Source organism: Rhodanobacter terrae (assembly GCF_042657005.1).
Taxonomy (GTDB): Bacteria; Pseudomonadota; Gammaproteobacteria; order Xanthomonadales; family Rhodanobacteraceae; genus Rhodanobacter; species Rhodanobacter terrae.
On sequence record NZ_JBHSNG010000001.1, the window covers coordinates 78,948 to 97,005 of the forward strand.

Consider the following 18,058-nt stretch of genomic DNA (forward strand, 5'->3'; position numbering starts at 1 on the left):
GTGTCGATCGTCAGGTGGCTATCTTAAACGGATGGTGGCCAAGGCGATCCGCGGCGACAAGCGTGACACGCGGCTGTCCATCTGTGACCGGATGGTGCCAATATGGGTCACGTTGCGCAGTCGGCGGACGGAGCTGGCGATTATTGCTTGACAGTCTCGGCGGGCAGGCAGTAAACAACAAAGCCTCGGAAGGTCGCCGCCGAGCGGGTATCGGGCGGTTCGTTTTTCGTATTTTTTACACGCGCACCATACGGCATGACTGTTGCATGCCTTGATGTCTATACCTGAGCTCGGGCGGGCCGCAGGGGGAGTAGTGAATTTGAACGTGAGTGCTAACGACTTGGCTGGTCTGAAGGTCATGGTCATCGATGACTCCAAGACCATCCGCCGCACAGCGGAAACTCTGCTGAAAAAAGAGGGTTGCGAGGTGCTGACCGCGGTCGACGGGTTCGAGGCGCTGGCCAAGATCTCCGACCAGAAGCCTGCCATCATCTTTGTCGACATCATGATGCCGCGGCTGGACGGTTATCAGACCTGCGCACTGATCAAGAACAATCCGCAGTTCCGCGCCACACCGGTGATCATGCTGAGTTCGAAGGATGGCCTTTTCGACAAGGCAAGAGGTCGCATCGTGGGTGCCGAGCAGTATCTGACCAAGCCGTTCACGCGGGACGAGCTGCTTGGTGCCATTCATCGCCATGTCAGCACGGTATCGAGCCACTGACTGCAGATTCTGAGGGGGAGCTGTGGCCACTATTCTCATCATCGACGATTCGCCGACCGACGTGCGCGTATTCACCACGCTGCTCGAACGGGCCGGCCATCAGGTCGTCGCCGTCAACAGTGCCGAAGAGGGCATCGAGCGCGTTCGCGCCGAATTGCCTGATCTGATCATCATGGACGTGATCATGCCCGGCATGAACGGCTTCCAGGCGACCCGCACGCTGACCCGCGACCCCGTCACCGCCGTGGTGCCGATCGTGATGATCACCACCAAATCGATGGAAACCGACCGCGTCTGGGGTCTGCGGCAAGGTGCCCGGGCGTTCATTACCAAGCCCGTGAACGAAAAAGAATTGCTGGGTTGCATCAACGATCTGTTGTCGAGCGAGACATGAGCCAGTCCGTCAATCGCACTCCTTTCGAGATTCTGGCCCGCTACGAGCGACTGTCGCTGGCGCACGCTTCCGATACGCAGGACAAGCTGGAGGCACCCGGGCTATGGCGCGGGATCGGCTTTCGCGTGGGCTCGCGCCTGCTGGTCAGCGGCATCGACGAAATCAACGAATTGCTGGCGGTGCCGGTGCTTACCCCGGTGCCCGGAACCCAGCCCTGGCTGCTCGGCGTGGCCAACGTGCGCGGCAATCTGGTGCCGGTGGTCGACTTTGCCCGCTTCCTGTTTGGCGAGCGCACCCAGCAGTCCGACCGCACCCGCCTGCTGGTGGTGCGCCAGGGCGGCGGCAGCGTGGCGTTGCTGGTGGACGAGGTGTTCGGCCAGCGTACCGTGGATGAGGAGCAGCGTCGCGAGGCCGGACGCGAGGACGATCCCCGGCTTGCCCGTTTCGCCGAGAGCCGGGTGGGTGAACAGCAATTGGCAGTTTTCAGCATGAACCGGCTGGTGCGGGCACCGGATTTCCGGCAGGCCGCGGCCTGACCTCGCGTCGGGCTGCAGCTATGTGAAGGGCCGGCGCCCGCGGGAGCCGGAAATTTGGGGCAACCATTTCCTGGCCAGTACCCGCTCTGCGGAGCCGGCAATGTATACGTTAGATTGATGAGGTGAACATGAGCACTACAGGGGGCGTCAGCAAGGAACGCGGTTTCACCACCGCACTCATTGTCCTGCTGCTGATCGCGATCGCGCTGGCGGCGTTCGATTTCTGGCGGCTCAACATCAAGAACGATGAGGATCGCCAGGCCATTGCGCTGACCACGCAGATCCAGGTGCTGTCGCAGCAGACGGCAAAGTTCGCCCTGGAATCGGCCGGCGGCAACCTCGACTCGTTCAAGGAGCTCGAATCCACCCGCAACTCCATCGATTCGGCGGTGCAGCGACTGAACAAGGGCGACCCGGCTACCGGCATGCAAGCCTATGCCGACGGCAATACGTCTCTTGCGGGCCGTGCGGTGACCGCATTGAACGACTCGTGGAAACAGCTGGACGGGGATATCGGCAAGATCCTCTCCAACAAGGCCGTGGTGCTCGATTCCGGCCAGCGTGCCGACAGCTTGTCTCAGCAGATGCCGCTGCTCAACTCGAGCATGGAGCAGGTGGTCAACATTCTGCAGCAGCGTGGTGCCAGCGCCGACCAGATGCTGGGCACATCGCGCCAGATGCTGTCCGCCGACCGAATCATCCGCCGCGTGCAGGAAGTGCTGCAGGGCGGCGATTCCGCGCAGTCTGCGGCCGATGGTCTGTCCCGCGATGCGCAGCTGTATGGCAGCGTGCTGAAGGGTTTGATCGAGGGCAGCCCCGACAGCGGCGTCAAGCCGATTGCCGACGCGAATGCGCGCAAGATCCTCACCGACATGGACGCCGGCTGGGGCAAGCTGGTCGATCCGGTCGCCAAGCTGGTCGCCGCCGCCGGCAACATCGCCGACGTGAAACATGCAGGCAACCAGGCTTCGCTGGACTCGCAGACCGTGCTGTTGCGCGCGAACGACCTGTCCGAGCAGATCGGCAAGCTGCCGTTGCGCCGGCTGTTCCCGAACGTCTGGTGGGGCCTGCTGGGCGCAATCGCCGCGGTGGCTTTCGCACTGATGCTGGTCGTCACCCTGGTCACTGAACAGCGCCGCCGTTTCGCCAGCAGTACCGAGCTGAACCAGCGCAACCAGGAGGCGATCATGCGCCTGCTGGACGAAATGGGTTCGCTCGCCGAAGGCGACCTGACCGTGAAGACCACGGTGTCGGAGGACATCACCGGCGCGATCGCCGACTCGGTGAACTACGCCATCGACGAGTTGCGCTCCCTGGTGACCACCATCAACGAGACCTCCGAGCAGGTGTCGTCGTCGGCGCAGGAAACCCAGACCACTGCCCGCCACCTGGCGGATGCGGCCGAACAGCAGGCGCAGCAGATCAGTTCGGCGACCTCGGCGATCAACCAGATCGTGAGCTCGATGGACATCGTGTCCAAGGACTCCGCCGAATCGGCCGACGTGGCCGAGCGCTCGGTGAAGATCGCCTCGCACGGTGCGGAAGTGGTGCGCGAGACGATCTCGGGCATGGACTCGATCCGCGACCAGATCCAGGAAACCTCCAAGCGCATCAAGCGCCTGGGCGAATCGTCCCAGGAGATCGGCTCGATCGTGGAACTGATCAACGACATCGCCGAACAGACCAACATCCTCGCCTTGAACGCGGCGATCCAGGCGGCTTCGGCAGGTGAGGCGGGCCGCGGTTTCGCGGTGGTGGCGGACGAAGTGCAGAGACTGGCCGAACGTTCGACCAGCGCGACCAAGCGTATCGAGACGCTGGTACAGACGATTCAGTCCGATACCAACGAAGCGGTGAACTCGATGGAACAGACCACCGCGGAGGTGGTGGCCGGTGCGCGCAAGGCGGAGGACGCCGGCAGCGCGCTGGGCGACATCGAGCGCGTTTCGCACGATCTGTCGTCGCTGATTCAAAACATCTCCACCGCGGCGCGTCAGCAGTCCGCGGCGGCCACCGACATTTCACATTCGATGAACGCGATTCAGGAAATCACCTCGCAAACTTCGCAGGGCGCGAGCCAGACGGCCGACTCGATCGGTACGCTGGCGCAGCTGGCGAGTGATCTGCGACGCTCGGTGGCGCATTTCAAGTTACCGGGTTGACATCGGCCGGGCTGAGGTCAGCCCGATTGAGAAAAGCATTTGACGGGGGGCAGTCTCGCTGGTTGCAAGATGCTTGCGTTGTGCAACCACTGAGAGAGGCGCATGAGACTTCAAGACCACATCGATTTCACCACTCTGCAGTGGGTCAAGCCGGAGCTCGACGACACCTTGTCGATCGCCCGCGAGGCGCTGGAGTCCTATGTCGACAATCCGGGCAAGCGCGATTTCATGCGCACTTGCGCGGATCATCTGCATCAGGTGCATGGCACCTTGAAGATGGTCGAACTGTATGGCGCGGCGATGGTCACCGCGGAGATGGAGGCGCTTGCCATCGCGCTGCTCGAAGACCGCGTCACCTATCGCGAGGAAGCCTATGCCGCGCTGATGCGCGGCCTGATGCAGCTGCCGGATTACCTCGAGCGATTGTCCAGCGGCCATCGCGACGTGCCGATCGTGCTGCTGCCGCTGCTCAACGACCTGCGTGCCAGTCGCGAGCAGGAGCCGCTGGCCGAGTCGGCGATGTTCCATCCCAATCTCGACGCGTTCCTGCCGGAACAGGCGCCGGCGGCCATGAGCGAGGCATATGCCGAAGCGCATCGCGGCGAGCTGGTGGATCTGCGGCTGCGATTCCAGCAGCAATTGCTGGGCTGGTTCCGCGGGCAGAACGCGGCACAGCAGCTCATCGGCATGCGCAAGACCTTGCTGGCGATCACCGCACGCTGCCATCACGTGCATGGCCGGCGCCTCTGGTGGATCGCCGCCGGAGTGCTGGAAGGTCTCGAGCAGGGTTCGCTCAAGGCTCATGCCGGCGAAATACGCCAGCTGGTCGGCAAGGTCGACCGCAACATCCGCCAGCTGATCGAACAGGGCGAGGGCAGCCTGCGCGGCGGCGAGGCGGACGAAGTCGCGTGCAAGTTGCTGTACATCGTGGCCCAGGCCAAGCAGCACAGTCCGCAAATGGAGCTGCTGCGCACCACGTACGCCCTGGACAGCTTGCTGCCCGATGCCGGCGAGCTGGAACATGCGCGAGGTTCGATGGCCGGACACAACCGGGCGCTGCTCGATTCGGTATCGCGCGCGCTGAAGGACGACTTGCTGCGCGTCAAGGAAGCCCTGGATCTGTTCCTGCGTCAGCAGGATGGTGATCCGGCGCAACTGGCGGCGCAGGGCGAAGTGCTCGAGCGTGTCGGCGATACGCTGGGCATGCTGGCGCTGGCCGTGCCGCGCCGGGTGGTCAACGAACAGCGGCGCGTGCTCGACGAGATCGCCAATCGCATGCGCGCGGCGGACGAAGACACCTTGCTCGACGTGGCCGGTGCGCTGCTATACGTCGAAGCGTCGCTGGACGACCATATCGAGAGCCTGGGGTCCGAGGACGAATCGCCGGGCGCCGACAATACCATGCAAGGTCTGCCGCGCAGCGAGGCGCTGGGCGTCGTCACTACCTTGATGCAGGAAGCGATCGGCAACACCGGCAGAGTGAAGGACGCGATCGTCGCGTTCGTCGAATCCGGCTGGGAGCACGACCGCCTGGTCGGCGCACCGGCTCTGATGGACGAAGTTGCCGGCGCGATGCGCATGTTGTCGTCGCCACGCCCGGCCGACCTGGCCCAGGGCGTGGGCCGTTTCATCGGTTATGAGCTGCTGGACGACCGACGCGTGCCCAGCGGTGCGCAGATGGACCATCTGGCCGATGCGCTGGCCGCGCTCGAGTACTATCTCGAAGCCGCGCGCGAACATCGCGGCGGCCTGGAACACATCCTCGACGTCGCCGAACACAGCCTCGGCCTGCTCGGCTACTGGCCGATGCCATCCGCGCGTGCGGAATCCAGGGCGGCGGACGTAGTCGAAGCGGAGGCGCCCGTCGGTCACGGGCTCGAGCACGAGCAGCATCCGGAACTATCCGAGTCCGTCAGCCTGTTGCCGGGCGATGATCTGGGACACCTGTTTGTGGGGAGCATCGAGCCGCAGGCCGAGTCCGTTCACGACCTGGATGGGCTGCGGCTGGCGCAGACCGAAACGACCGCGCCGGCGATGCTGGAAGGCGCTTCGGACCAGGCGGACGACGACTGGATCGAGATCGAGGAAGAGGTCTTCGAGCAGATGCCGGTACGCGATGCGCTGGCGGCGAATACCAGCTTCAACGTCAATGCGGAAGGCATCGACGACGACATCCGCGAGATCTTCCTGGAAGAAATGCAGGAAGAGATCGACAACCTGCGCAGTGCCGAGAAGGCATGGCTGGCCGATCCTGCCCAGACCTCGTCGCTGATCGGCATCCGTCGCTCGTTCCACACCTTGAAGGGTTCGGGACGGCTGGTCGGCGCCGGCGTGCTGGGCGAGTTCGCGTGGAAAGTGGAGGACATGCTCAACCGCGTGCTCGACGGCACGATCGAGCCGAGCGAGAACGTGCAGGCGCTGGTGCGGCACGCGATCGATGCGTTGCCGCAACTGCTGGCCGCGCTGAAGGGCGAGGGTGTGCCGGATGCGCCGCTCAGCGCCATCATGCATACCGCCGAGCAGCTGGCTGCCGGCAACCAGGTACGTCTGGAGGATCGCTCGCCGGCAGCCATGGAAACGGTCCGTCGCGTCGTGCGCCGCCGCGTGCCGCGTGTCGACGCGGCAGCGGAGAGCGTTCCGGAAGCCGGCTTGACCGATGCGGGTACCGCCGCTGCCAGTAGCGAACCGGCCGAGGTCGAGCCCGAACCCGAACACCTCATTCCGATGCCGGTGCTGCCGCCGGTGGATCCGGTATTGCTGGAAATACTGCGCAGCGAAGTGGCGCAGTACCTGCAGACCATTCGTGCAGCCATCCAGCGCACCAGGAACGAATTGCCGATAGGCGAAGAGTTGCTGCGCGCGGTACATACGCTGCACGGTGCGATCGCGATGGTCGACATCCCGTTGCTGACCCAACTGCTGTCGCCGCTGGAAGGATTGTTCAAGCGCCTGCGCGCGGCCAACCTGCCGTTGTCGCCCGAGGGAGTGATGCTGCTCGGGCAGTCGATCGACGTGGTCGATCAGGTGATGGGCCAGTTCGACGTCGCCGAGCCGCAACTGCCCAGCGTGGACGCGCTCACCGCCCAGATCATCGCCATGCGCGATCACTACCCCGAGTCGCAAGTGGCGCATGTGGTGTACGAGCCCCATGCCGACGAGACAGAGTCGACGGAAAGCGCAGCCGCGACGGATGCCGACGCCGATGAAAGGGACATGGCGGCTTCGCTGGATGCCAGCATGCTGAAGGCCACCGGTGCGCGGGCAGGCGAGGCATCCGTCGCGGCATCGTCCGAAGCGGAAGAAGCGGAGGAGGTCCACCCGGAGGACGCACATCACGCCGCGGTAGCAGCCGAACTGGTGGCTGCATTGGGCGCGTTTGAACACGCAGAAGCCAGCACTGCGCGAGCGGCCGCCGAGCGGGCCGCAGCGGAGCAGGCAGCGGCGGAAAAGCTGGCCGCCGAGCAGGCCGCGGCGGAACAGGCAGCCGCCGAGAAGCTGGTCGCCGAGCGGGCGGCAGCGGAACAGGCGGCAGCGGAGAAGCTGGCGGCCGAGCGGGCCGCGGCGGAACAGGCGGCAGCGGAGAAGCTGGCGGTCGAGCAAGCCGCGGCGGAACAGGCGGCAGCGGAGAAGCTGGCTGCCGAGCGGGTCGCGGCGGAACAGGCAGCCGCCGAGAAGCTGGCGGCCGGGCGGGCCGCCATGGATCGGGCTGCCGCCGAACATGCCGCTGTCGACGAGGAAGCGGACGAAGTCGGCGCCGAGGCGGCGCAAGAGCCAGAGCCCGCCTATGCCTTGGCCGGTTCCGGCCACATCGACGCCGACTTGCTGGAAGTATTCATCGACGAGGCGCGCGAAATCCTCGATCACACCGACGGTGTGTTGGCGCAATGGCACGCCGAGCCGGCTGAGCTGGCCTACGTGGCGGAGTTGCAGCGCGATCTGCACACCCTCAAGGGCGGCGCGCGGATTGCCGGGTTGGTGCCGGTGGGCGATCTGTCCCATGCCATCGAGACCTTGCTCGAAAAGCCGATCCGCGATACGGCAAGAAGCAGCGCGCTGATCACTGCGCTGGAGGCGAGCTTCGACCAGCTGCACTCGCTGGTGCAGCAGGTTTCGCAGGGCCAGACGCCGGACTACCCGCAGACGACCATCGATTATCTGCTGGCGCTGGCCGGCGAAACGACCCTGGCCGACGACGACATGCTGGCCGCGGTGGCCATGCCCGCCCCGCCTGCGCCTGCCGTCCCGGTACAGACCGCGCAGCAGCCGACGACACGCGCTCCGATCGGCACACTCGATCTGCCCGAGCTGTTGCCGGAGGTAGACGAGGAAGTGCGCTCCTCGCAGGAGCAGATCCGCGTTCGCGCCGATCTGCTGGACAGTCTGGTCAACCATGCCGGCGAGGTGGCGATCTACCGTTCGCGACTGGAACAGCAGGTTGCCGGCTACCGTTTCAACCTGGTCGAGCTGGAGCAGACCGTGGCGCGCCTGCGCAGCCAGCTGCGCATGCTGGAAATCGAGACCGAGGCGCAGATCATCGCGCGCTTCCAGCGCGAGCATCGCGAAGCGGGCCTGACCACGTTCGATCCCCTCGAGCTCGATCGTTACTCGCAGCTGCAGCAGTACTCGCGTGCGCTGGCCGAGTCGGTATCCGATCTGGTGTCCATCCAGAACATGCTGGACGAGCTGACGCGTCAGGCCGAGACCTTGTTGATCCAGCAGTCGCGGGTCAGTACCGAGCTGCAGGACGGTTTGCTGCGCACGCGCATGCTGCCGTTCGACACGATGGTGCCGAACCTGCGCCGCACCCTGCGCCAGGCGGCGCAGGAGCAGAACAAGAACGCCCAGCTCTACGTGGACGGTGCGCACGGCGAAATGGATCGCAACCTGCTCGACCGCATCAAGGCGCCGTTCGAGCACATGCTGCGCAACGCGATCGCGCACGGTATCGAAACTCCGGCCGAACGCCGCAAGGCCGGCAAGCCGGCCGAAGGTTCGGTGCACATCCAGGTGGCGCGCGAAGCCACCGAGGTGGTGATCAGGGTCAGCGACGATGGCCGCGGACTGGATCGTGCGGCGATCCGCAGGCGCGGCATCGAGCGTGGCCTGCTGCGTCCCGAAACCAGGCCCACCGACAACCAGCTGCTCTCGCTGATTACCCAGACGGGCTTCTCCACCGCCAGCACGATCACCCAGCTGTCCGGCCGCGGCGTCGGCATGGACGTGGTGGCCAACGAGATCAAGCAGCTCGGCGGCTCGCTGTCGATCGAATCGGAAGAGGGCAAGGGCACCACCTTCGTGCTGCGCCTGCCGTTCACCCTCGCGGTGACCCAGGCGATCCTGGTCCGCATCGGCGAAGCGACATTCGCGATTCCGATGACCTCGGTGCAGGGCGTGGCGCGCGTCAATCCGGACGACCTGGCCGCGTTGCTGGCGGAGAACGAGCCGTCGTTCCAGTACGGCAACGAGGAATACGGCATCCACGACCTGGCCGAGCTGCTCGGTCTGCCGCCGGGCCTCCCGGCCGAGGGCGAGCAGCAGCCGTTGCTGCTGACCCGCGCAGGCGACCTGCGAGCGGCGATCCGCATCGATGCGGTGCTCGGTTCGCGCGAGATCGTGGTCAAGTCGGTGGGTCCGCAGATCAGCTCGGTGCCGGGCCTGCTCGGTGCGACGATCATGGGCGACGGTTCGGTGCTGATCATTCTGGATCTGGCGCCGCTGGTCCGTCACGGCATCATCCGCCGCGACCAGCGCCTGTCCGAAGGTCTCAGCGCGGTGCAGGCGCCGATCATCGAAGAAGTGCTGGTGCGGCCGCTGGTGATGGTGGTGGATGACTCGATCACCATGCGCAAGGTCACCAGCCGCGTGCTGGAGCGCCATGAATACGAGGTCAGCACGGCGAAGGACGGCGTCGACGCGCTCGAGAAACTGCACGAGCGCGTGCCGGATCTGATGCTGCTCGACATCGAGATGCCGCGCATGGACGGCTATGAGCTGGCCACCCACATGAAGGCCGATCCGCGCCTGCGTGACGTTCCCATCATCATGATCACCTCGCGCAGCGGCGACAAACACCGCCAGCGGGCATTCGACATCGGCGTGGACCGCTATCTCGGCAAGCCGTATCAGGAAGCCGACCTGCTGGTGCAGATCGGCGAGGTGCTGGAGCAGCATGCGGTGGAGCCGGTTCATGACTGAGACGGTTCCGGCGGTTGCCCTGCTGTTCGACGACACCGAGCTGGGCGGCCAGCTGCGTGCGGCGCTGCATGAGCGCGGCGCGCGGATCGTGCACGAAGGCGGCGTATCCAGCCTCAGCCGCGAGTTGTTGCAGCAGGTGGGCGCCGATGTGCTGGTGGTCAACCTGGACGACAGTGCGGACGACGCGCTCGATCAGCTGTACGAAGTGATCGATGGCGACCGGCCGCGGGTGGTGTTCAACGATGCGCAGGCCAGTCGCGCGCTGATCGGCTGGGACCGTGCCCGCTGGGCGCGCCATCTGGCAGTGAAGGTACTGGCCGAGGGCGATATCGACCCGCCGCGGCCCGATGATGCGCGCGGCGTCGAAACGCCGCCGGAAGCCGCGATCGAGGCTGCACCGGTTGAGGCGCCGGCGACAGCCGCGCAGGCTGCGGTGCCGGATGTAACGCCGGTGGAACCTGGCGACGAATCCCTGGGCCTGGACATGGATCCCGCGCCGAATGCGCAGCTGGAAGCCGATTTCCAGGTTCATCATGATCCGGGCCAGAACGAACAGGCCGCCGCCGTGGAGTCGGAAAGCCTGGCGGCGGAACTGGAGGCGTTGCTGGCCTTCGGCGAGCTGTCGCCGGACGACGAGGACGGGGCTGGCCCGGGTCTGCGCTATGCCGATGGCGAAGAGCCGCCGCCGCTGCACGACGGCAATTTCGGCGGGCCGGCTGCTGCTGCGGTCGAGCCGCCGCACGCCGGAGCCCATGAAGCCGGAACCCATGAAGCCGGAACCCATCAAGCCGAAATCGGCGAAACCTTGTCCGGCGTGACACCGGCGGCATTTCGCACCGACCATCTGCAACTGTCGTCGCTGACCGATCCGTCCGTCGCCACGGCCCCGGCGGCCGAGCCGGTCCTGACGGACACCGCCCCGCCGGTGCGTGCGCCCTCCGCCTGGGCGCTGGTGGACGACGACGCGGCACCGGCCGCATCGGCGATCGCCGAAAAACCCGATGCCGCCGCGTTCGGCATCGAGAAATTGAGCGCTGCCGATTTCCTCGCGCCGGATGTCGAGCCGGTGGCGCACGACATGGAGGCGGTGATGAGCCTCGAGCTGGTGTCGATGGAAGAGGCGATCGCGCCACAAGCCTATGTGCAAGATCACGAGATGGTGCTGGACGTGCTCGGTTCGGTGTTGAGCCGGGTCGTCTTGCTGGGCGCGGCAGTCAGCGCCACCGAGTCGGTCTGCGCGTTCCTGGCCGCGTTGCCGGCGAGCACGCGCCTGACCTTTTTGCATACCCAGCATCACGGCGGCCAGTCGGACGCGGCGCTGGTGGATAAGCTGGCCGCGCATTGCGCGCTGCCGGTACGGCTGGCTGTTCGGGGCGTTCGCGTTGCGGCAGGCGAGGTGCTCGTGGTACCGGCCGGCCAGGAAGTGCGGCTGCGTCGCGACGGCAGTGTCGAGCTGCTGCCGAACGGTGCCGCGGATGCCGTGCAGGAGCCGTCGATCGACGCCAGCCTGACCATGGCCGCGAACGCGTTCGGCAGCGATGCCCTGGCGATCGTCTTCGCCGGGCGCGGCAACGATGCCGTCGCCGGCGCGCAGGCGATCCATGACCGCGGCGGTCAGGTCTGGGTAGAGTCGTCGTCCGGCGATCATTTTGCCGACATGGTCAGCGGAATATTCGCCGAACGACTGGTCAGTTTTTCCGGTACGCCGCCCGAGCTGGCGGCGCACCTGATCGAGGTGTTTTCATGAGTGATCCGCTGCCGCGTGAAATCCGCTGCGTCCTGGTGCCGGTAGGCAACCTGCGCCTGCTGTTGCCCAACGCCACCATCGCCGAGGTGATCACCCAGAGCAAGCCCGAGCCGGTGGCCGGCGCGCCTGACTGGCTGCTCGGCCGTATCGCCTGGCGCGGCTGGCGCGTGCCGCTGGTGTCGTTCACGAAACTGGCCGGTACCGAGGAAGGCGATGCCGAGTTGAGCGTGCGCGTCGCAGTGCTCAAGGCGCTCGGCGGCAATCCCAAACTGCCGTTCATCGCCGTGCTGACCCAGGGCTTTCCACGACTGACCACGTTGAATGCCGAGCTGATCATTCCCACCCATGACGGCAGTGCGTTGCCGCCGGGCGTGCGCGCCCATGTGCTGGTGCGCGACGACGTGGCGATGATTCCCGATCTGGAATGGATCGAAACCGAATTGCTGGACCTGCTCGACACCGACGAGCCAGCCGGGTCGCCGGAGTCCGTCGAGTTGCCCGAACCGTCCGGCGCCGAAGACTGAGACGAACCTTGCGCGGCGGCGGCTCAGCCGTCGCCGTGCAAGGCCTGTAGCGCCGCCAGTGCCGCCAGCCCCGCCGTTTCCGTGCGCAGGATGCGCGGTCCCAGCCGCAGCCCGGCGAATCCGGCGGCGGTCAGGACACGGATATCGCGTTCGCCCAGTCCGCCTTCAGGACCCACCACCAGCACGCCGCCGGCTGCGGTAAAGCGCAATTCGCGGGATGCCCGCGTGGCTTCCGGCAACAACGCCAACCGCAAGGCGCCATCATTCGCGAGCCCGTGCAGCCACCCCGACAGAGGCAACGCCGGGGCGATTTCGGGCAAGCGTGCGCGGCCACTCTGCTCGCACGCGCTGGCCGCCACCGCAAGCCAGTGCGCCAGCCGCTTTTCCGCGCGTGCGCCGTCCAGCTTCACTTCCGAGCGCTCGGTCAGCAGCGGCACGATGCGGACGACACCCAGCTCGGTCGCTTTCTGCACGATCAGATCCATCTTCTCGCCACGCGCGACGCCCTGCGCCAGGGTCAGCTTCAGTGGCGACTCGTTGGCGAGCTCCTGCCGGGAGTCCACCCGCACGGCGACCTCACGCTTGCCGACACTCTGGATGACGGCCGCGTAGTCGCTGCCGTCGCCGTTGAACAGCGTCAGCGGGTCGCCGGCGACCAGGCGCAGCACGCGGGCGACGTGTTCCCCGGCCTGCGCCGGCAGGCACCATTCGGTGCCGGCGGCCAGCGGCAGGTCGACATGGATACGGATGTTGCGCATGGAGCTGTCGTTCGGCGAAAAGCCCAGCATAACCGAGCATGCGCGGGCATGGCCCGGGATGCCACCCGCGCGACGCAAAGCTGAATTCCAGCGAGATGAACGACGGCGATGCATTTGTCTACGGCGACGCAAGCGCGCAACATGGATACCCCAGTCCACGGTTGCATCCGAGGTTCCCGCCATGTCCAAGCTATCCATCATTACGTTCGCCCTGATGACCGGCCTTGGCATCAGCGCGATGACGTTCGCTCAGAGCATCCCTGCCGCGGGCAGCGCCCAGGCCAGCCAGCGCGGACCGAAATCGGCGTCGGCGGATCACCAGATCATCAAGCCCGGCGATCGCAACTGCCTGCGCGAAACCGGCAGCCTGATCCCGGCCAAGAAGGGCGAGTGCCTGCCCGTGATCGGTCGCAGCTACAGCAGCGAAGAATTGCGGCGTACCGGCCATCCCGACACCGCTCGCGCCTTGCAGATGCTGGACCCGAGCATCAGCGTCGGGCACTGATCCCGGCAGCTCCGAGCAGGTCGGTCTTCGGCTCGACCTATGGGCCTGACCGGCCCGCCACGGCGTGTACGATGCCGGCGATGGCGGTGTCCACCAGCTGGTCCAGCTCCGTCTCGGTTACCACGTAAGGCGGCATGAAATACACCACGTTGCCCAGCGGACGCAGCAGCGCGCCGTGCCGCAGGCCGTGCAGGTACACCTGCAGGCCGCGCCGTTCCGTAACCGGAAACGGCCGCCGGGTGGTCTTGTCGGCAACCAGTTCGACCGCCGCGATCATGCCGGTCTGGCGCACGTCGGCGACGTGCGGATGCTCGCGCAAGGGTTCCAGCCGGCGCGTCAGATGCGCGGCGAGCTGGCGATTGCGTTCAAGCACCGGCTCGTCGCGGAAGATCGCCAGCGTCTCCAGCGCCACCCGGCATGCCAGCGGGTTGCCGGTATAGCTGTGCGAATGCAGGAACGCCTTGCCGGCGTTGTATTCGGCGTAGAACGCCTCGTAGATGCCTGCGGTGGTGAGCACGGCCGACAACGGCAGGAAGCCGCCGGTGAGGCCTTTCGACAAACACATGAAATCCGGCGACACGCCAGCCTGTTCGCAGGCGAACAGCGTACCGGTACGGCCGAAGCCGACCGCGATCTCGTCGGCGATGAAATGCACCGAGAATTCGTCGCACAGCGCGCGCAAGCCGGTCAGGTAACCGGGGTGATACATGCGCATGCCGCCGGCGCATTGCACCAGCGGTTCGACGATCACCGCGCAGGTTTCGAGTGAGTGCCGTTCCAGCAGCGTGCGCATCTCGCCCAGCCGGCGCGCGGCCGTCTGTTCCGGCGATTCGCCGGGCTGGCCTTCGTACGCATCCGGCGAGGGCGCGAGGAACGGCGTCAGCAGCAAAGGCGCATAGGTCTTGCGGTACAGCGCCACGTCGCTGACCGACAGCGCACCCAGCGTCTCGCCGTGATAGCTGCCGGTGAGGGCGATGAAGCGGGTCTTCTCGCCATGACCTTGGTTGAGCCAGTAATGAAAGCTCATCTTCAGCGCCACTTCGATCGCCGCCGAGCCGTTGTCGGCGTAGAACACGCGATCGAGTCCGGGTGGGGTGACGCGCACCAGTTCCTCGGCCAGCTCGATCGCCGGCTCGTGAGTGAACCCGGCGAAGATCACGTGCTCCAGCGTGCGCGCCTGTTCGGCCAGCGCGGCAGCGATGCGCGGATTGGCGTGGCCGAACAGGTTGGTCCACCACGAACTGATGCCGTCCAGGTAGCGGCGGCCGTCGGCGTCGACCAGCCAGGCACCTTCGCCGCGCACGATCGGCACCATCGGCACGCGGTCTTTGCCGGCGATGTCGTGATCGTGCATCTGCGTGCAGGGATGCCACAGGTGTTTCAGGTCGCGGGCGGCGAGTGCGGCGTTGCCGCTTGCGGAGTTGCTCATCCGGCTATCATCGGCGTTGCGCCGTGGACGCTCAAGTCCATTCATGGAATTGGATGCCCAGGCTCGCGCATGAACCGTTCCGGGAACCGACGTTTGAAGTACCTGCGAAAATACCTGCCAGCTCTCGGCCTGGTGCTGCTTGCCGCGGCACTGCTGCTGTGGTTTCTGCCGGCACGTTGGGCGATGCCATGGCTGGCGCCGCGACTGCACGGGCTGCGTCTGCAGCAGGTGCAGGGACTGCTGTGGGATGGCCGGGCCGATCAGGTCGTGGCCGCCGACGGCCATGTACTGGGGCGCCTGCAATGGCAATTGTCCCGCCTTGCGCTGTTGGGAACGCTGCGGCTGCGACTGGATTTCGAGGGGCCGCAACTCGCCTTTTCCGGTGGGGTGCAACGACTGCCCGGAGGGCAGATCGCATCGCGCGAAGTGAACATTCGTGCCGAGCTGGCTGCGCTGGATCCCTACATCAAGTCGCCGCTGGGCCAGCCCCGCGGCGAACTGCAACTGACGATCGGCCATGCGCTGCTGCAAGGCGGCTGGCCGCTGCAACTGCAGGCGCAGGCGCAATGGCGGCATGCCGTCATGCAAACACGCGGCGGCGACGTGGCGCTAGGCGATCTGCAGTGGCAGGCGCAAGCGCAGGACGGCGTGATTCGGGGGCAAGTGCACGATGACGGGAAAGGGCCGCTGCATGCGGACGGCCAAATGCAGCTGAGCCCGCTCGGCTGGCGACTGGACGCGGTGCTGCGTCCCCGACAGACTGATCCGGCATTGCGCCGATGGCTGGCCGGGTTGGGGCAACCGGCCGCCGACGGCAGCGTGCATATCCGGCGCAGCAGCGGGCTGGCCGGCAGCGTGCCGGCGCCATCAACCCAATAAAGGACGCGAGACAGACATGAATCCAGATATCGCCGCATCGGCCCTGACCGCCGCACGCGAGGCCGCCGCGGCCGCCGCCGAGGTGATCCGGCACTACTGGCGGCGCGGCGTCGAAGTGGAGCTGAAGCCCGATGCGACGCCGGTGACCGTGGCCGACCGCGAGGCCGAGCAGGCGATCCGGAAAATCCTGCAGGCAGCGGTGCCGCAGGCATCCATCTACGGCGAGGAGTTCGGCCTGGACGGCGAACGCGGCAGCCTGTTGTGGCTGGTCGATCCGCTGGACGGCACCAAGAGTTTCGTGCGGCGCACGCCCTTCTTCTCGACCCAGATCGCGCTGATGGATGGCGACGAACTGGTGCTCGGCGTGTCCAGCGCGCCGATCTACGGCGAGACGATGTGGGCCAGCGCCGGCCATGGAGCATGGCTCGACGGCGAGCGTGTGCAAGTGGCCGCCACCGGCACGATAGGCGAGACATCGGTCTCCATCGGCAACGTCAAGACGCTCACCGCCGACGCACGCTGGGACGCACTGGGTGCATTGATCCGCGACAGCAACCGCATCCGCGGTTACGGCGATTTCTGCCATTACCACCTGCTGGCACGCGGCAGCCTGGATCTGGTGATCGAGTCGGACGTCAACATCCTCGACATCGCAGCGCTGGCGGTGATCGTGCGCGAAGCCGGCGGCGTGTTCACCGATCTCGACGGCGCGCCATTGACGCTGGATACGCGCAGCGTGCTGGCCGGCACGCCGGCGATCCACGCGCTGGCATTGCAGCGCCTGCGGCGCTGAGCGTCGCGCTAGAATGCCCGGATGCCAAAATTACCGATCATCCATGCGACGCGCGACGTCCACGACAGCCGCTTCCTTCAGGTCGAACAGATCGACCTGGAGTTCTCCAACGGCGTGCGGCGCACCTACGAACGCCTGAAGGGCAGCGGCCTCGGCGCCGTGATCATCGTGCCGATGCTGGATGACGAGACCGTGCTGCTGGTGCGCGAATATGGCGGAGGCGTGGGCCGTTACGAGCTGGGCCTGCCGAAGGGTCGGCTAGACCAGGACGAGACCGCCGAGCAAGGCGCCGAGCGCGAGCTCAAGGAAGAGATCGGTTACGGCGCCCACAAGCTGAAGATTCTGCACAACCTGTCGCTGTCGCCGTCGTACATGACGCACATGGCGCATGTGGTGCTGGCGCAGGACCTGTATCCGGAGCGGCTGGAGGGCGACGAGCCGGAAGAGCTCGAGGTGGTGCCGTGGAAGATGTCCGAACTGCATACCTTGCTCGGTCGCGACGACGTGACCGAGGGGCGCTCGATCGCCGCGCTGTTCATGGCCCGCGAATACCTCGCCGGGCGCTTCCAGCGCACATGAGTACCGTACCCGACTTTGCCCGGCAGGTCGGCGAGATCGCACGTGCCGCCGGCGCTGCGATCCTGGCGATCTACCACAGTGACTTCGCGGTGCAGACCAAGGCGGACGCCTCGCCGCTGACCGCCGCCGACCTGGCCGCCCAGAAGGTGATCGTGACCGGTCTGGGCAGCCTCGATCCGGCGTTGCCGATATTGTCGGAGGAGGCCAAGGCGCTGCCATGGTCCGAACGCCGGCACTGGTCGCGTTACTGGCTGGTCGATCCGCTCGACGGCACCCGCGAGTTCGTCAAGCGCAACGGCGAGTTCACCGTCAATATCGCGCTGATCGACCAAGGCCGGTCCATACTCGGCGTGGTGCTGGCGCCGGTGACCGGCGAGCTGTATGTCGCCGCGCACGGGCACGGGGCCTGGCTGCAGACGCAGGCCGGAGGCGACTGGCAGCGCATCCGCACCCGCCCGCTGGGGCAGTCGCCGCTGGTGGCGGGCAGCCGTTCGCATGGCGGCTCGCAGAGCACCTTGCTGCAGCAGTTGATAGGTACCGATTACGAACTCGTGCCGCTGGGCTCGTCGTTGAAATTCTGCCTGATCGCACGCGGTGCGGCGGACGTCTATCTGCGTCTTGGCCTCACCAGCGAATGGGACACCGCCGCCGCGCAATGCGTGCTGGACGAGGCCGGCGGCGCCGTGCTGGATCTGTCCGGCCAGCCGTTCCGCTACAACCGGGGCGAGTCGCTGTTGAACCCCGAATTCATCGCCGTCGGCGACACGGCGGTGGATTGGGCCGCGCGGCTGCAGGCGGCGAGCGCGGAGTGAGTGGCAGGCCGCCTCCTCTTT

Annotated in this window: 14 protein-coding genes; 12 read left to right on the forward strand and 2 right to left on the reverse strand. The window is 66.3% G+C overall.

The window, feature by feature from the left end:
* Positions 1-274: 274 nt before the first annotated feature.
* The 7 genes from ACFPPB_RS00325 (at position 275) to ACFPPB_RS00355 (ending at position 12,282) form a co-directional block, all read left to right on the forward strand.
* Complete coding sequence (locus tag ACFPPB_RS00325; RefSeq protein WP_377323817.1) at positions 275-724, forward strand: response regulator; 450 nt, start codon at positions 275-277, stop codon at positions 722-724.
* Positions 725-746: 22 nt separating this feature from the next.
* A complete protein-coding gene (locus ACFPPB_RS00330; RefSeq protein ID WP_377323254.1) occupies positions 747-1,118 on the forward strand; it encodes a response regulator in 372 nt (123 codons plus the stop codon).
* Positions 1,115-1,654, forward strand: coding sequence for a chemotaxis protein CheW (locus ACFPPB_RS00335; RefSeq protein WP_377323256.1), 540 nt, complete (start codon positions 1,115-1,117; stop codon positions 1,652-1,654). Before ACFPPB_RS00330 ends, ACFPPB_RS00335 begins: the two co-directional genes overlap by 4 nt.
* 128 nt (positions 1,655-1,782) lie before the next feature.
* Complete coding sequence (locus ACFPPB_RS00340; protein ID WP_377323258.1) at positions 1,783-3,816, forward strand: methyl-accepting chemotaxis protein; 2,034 nt, start codon at positions 1,783-1,785, stop codon at positions 3,814-3,816.
* A 102-nt stretch (positions 3,817-3,918) separates the two neighbouring features.
* The gene (locus ACFPPB_RS00345; protein ID WP_377323260.1) at positions 3,919-10,011 is read left to right on the forward strand and encodes a FimL-related protein; all 6,093 of its coding nucleotides are present in this window, start codon (positions 3,919-3,921) and stop codon (positions 10,009-10,011) included.
* Positions 10,004-11,758, forward strand: a complete 1,755-nt coding sequence (locus ACFPPB_RS00350; RefSeq protein WP_377323262.1) for a chemotaxis protein CheB — start codon at positions 10,004-10,006, stop codon at positions 11,756-11,758. The genes ACFPPB_RS00345 and ACFPPB_RS00350 overlap by 8 nt, the downstream gene beginning before the upstream one ends.
* Positions 11,755-12,282: a chemotaxis protein CheW gene (locus ACFPPB_RS00355; RefSeq protein WP_377323264.1), complete on the forward strand. Its 528-nt coding sequence runs from the start codon at positions 11,755-11,757 to the stop codon at positions 12,280-12,282. Before ACFPPB_RS00350 ends, ACFPPB_RS00355 begins: the two co-directional genes overlap by 4 nt.
* A gap of 23 nt (positions 12,283-12,305) precedes the next feature.
* Here ACFPPB_RS00355 and ACFPPB_RS00360 read toward each other — a convergent pair whose 3' ends face one another.
* A complete protein-coding gene (locus ACFPPB_RS00360) occupies positions 12,306-13,040 on the reverse strand; it encodes a 16S rRNA (uracil(1498)-N(3))-methyltransferase (protein WP_377323266.1) in 735 nt (244 codons plus the stop codon).
* A 181-nt stretch (positions 13,041-13,221) separates the two neighbouring features.
* On the opposite strand from ACFPPB_RS00360, the gene ACFPPB_RS00365 reads away from it, so the two are divergent.
* The gene (locus ACFPPB_RS00365; protein WP_377323268.1) at positions 13,222-13,545 is read left to right on the forward strand and encodes a hypothetical protein; all 324 of its coding nucleotides are present in this window, start codon (positions 13,222-13,224) and stop codon (positions 13,543-13,545) included.
* A gap of 37 nt (positions 13,546-13,582) precedes the next feature.
* Here ACFPPB_RS00365 and ACFPPB_RS00370 read toward each other — a convergent pair whose 3' ends face one another.
* On the reverse strand, positions 13,583-14,974 hold the full coding sequence (locus tag ACFPPB_RS00370; RefSeq protein WP_377323270.1) for an adenosylmethionine--8-amino-7-oxononanoate transaminase: 1,392 nt from the start codon (positions 14,972-14,974) through the stop codon (positions 13,583-13,585).
* Positions 14,975-15,043: 69 nt separating this feature from the next.
* Here ACFPPB_RS00370 and ACFPPB_RS00375 point away from each other — a divergent pair, with 69 nt between their 5' ends.
* From ACFPPB_RS00375 to cysQ, 4 genes are read left to right on the forward strand one after another with little or no spacing between them, the layout of a single operon-like run.
* Positions 15,044-15,853, forward strand: a complete 810-nt coding sequence (locus tag ACFPPB_RS00375; RefSeq protein WP_377323272.1) for a type II secretion system protein N — start codon at positions 15,044-15,046, stop codon at positions 15,851-15,853.
* 16 nt (positions 15,854-15,869) lie between these two features.
* Positions 15,870-16,646: an inositol monophosphatase family protein gene (locus tag ACFPPB_RS00380; RefSeq protein WP_377323274.1), complete on the forward strand. Its 777-nt coding sequence runs from the start codon at positions 15,870-15,872 to the stop codon at positions 16,644-16,646.
* A gap of 21 nt (positions 16,647-16,667) precedes the next feature.
* Positions 16,668-17,225 carry an ADP compounds hydrolase NudE gene (gene nudE / locus ACFPPB_RS00385; RefSeq protein ID WP_377323276.1) on the forward strand — a complete coding sequence of 186 codons (558 nt, stop codon included), beginning with the start codon at positions 16,668-16,670 and terminating at the stop codon, positions 17,223-17,225.
* Positions 17,222-18,037 (forward strand): 3'(2'),5'-bisphosphate nucleotidase CysQ, encoded by an 816-nt coding sequence (gene cysQ, locus ACFPPB_RS00390; RefSeq protein WP_377323278.1) that lies wholly within the window; start codon positions 17,222-17,224, stop codon positions 18,035-18,037. The genes nudE and cysQ overlap by 4 nt, the downstream gene beginning before the upstream one ends.
* Positions 18,038-18,058 lie beyond the last annotated feature (21 nt).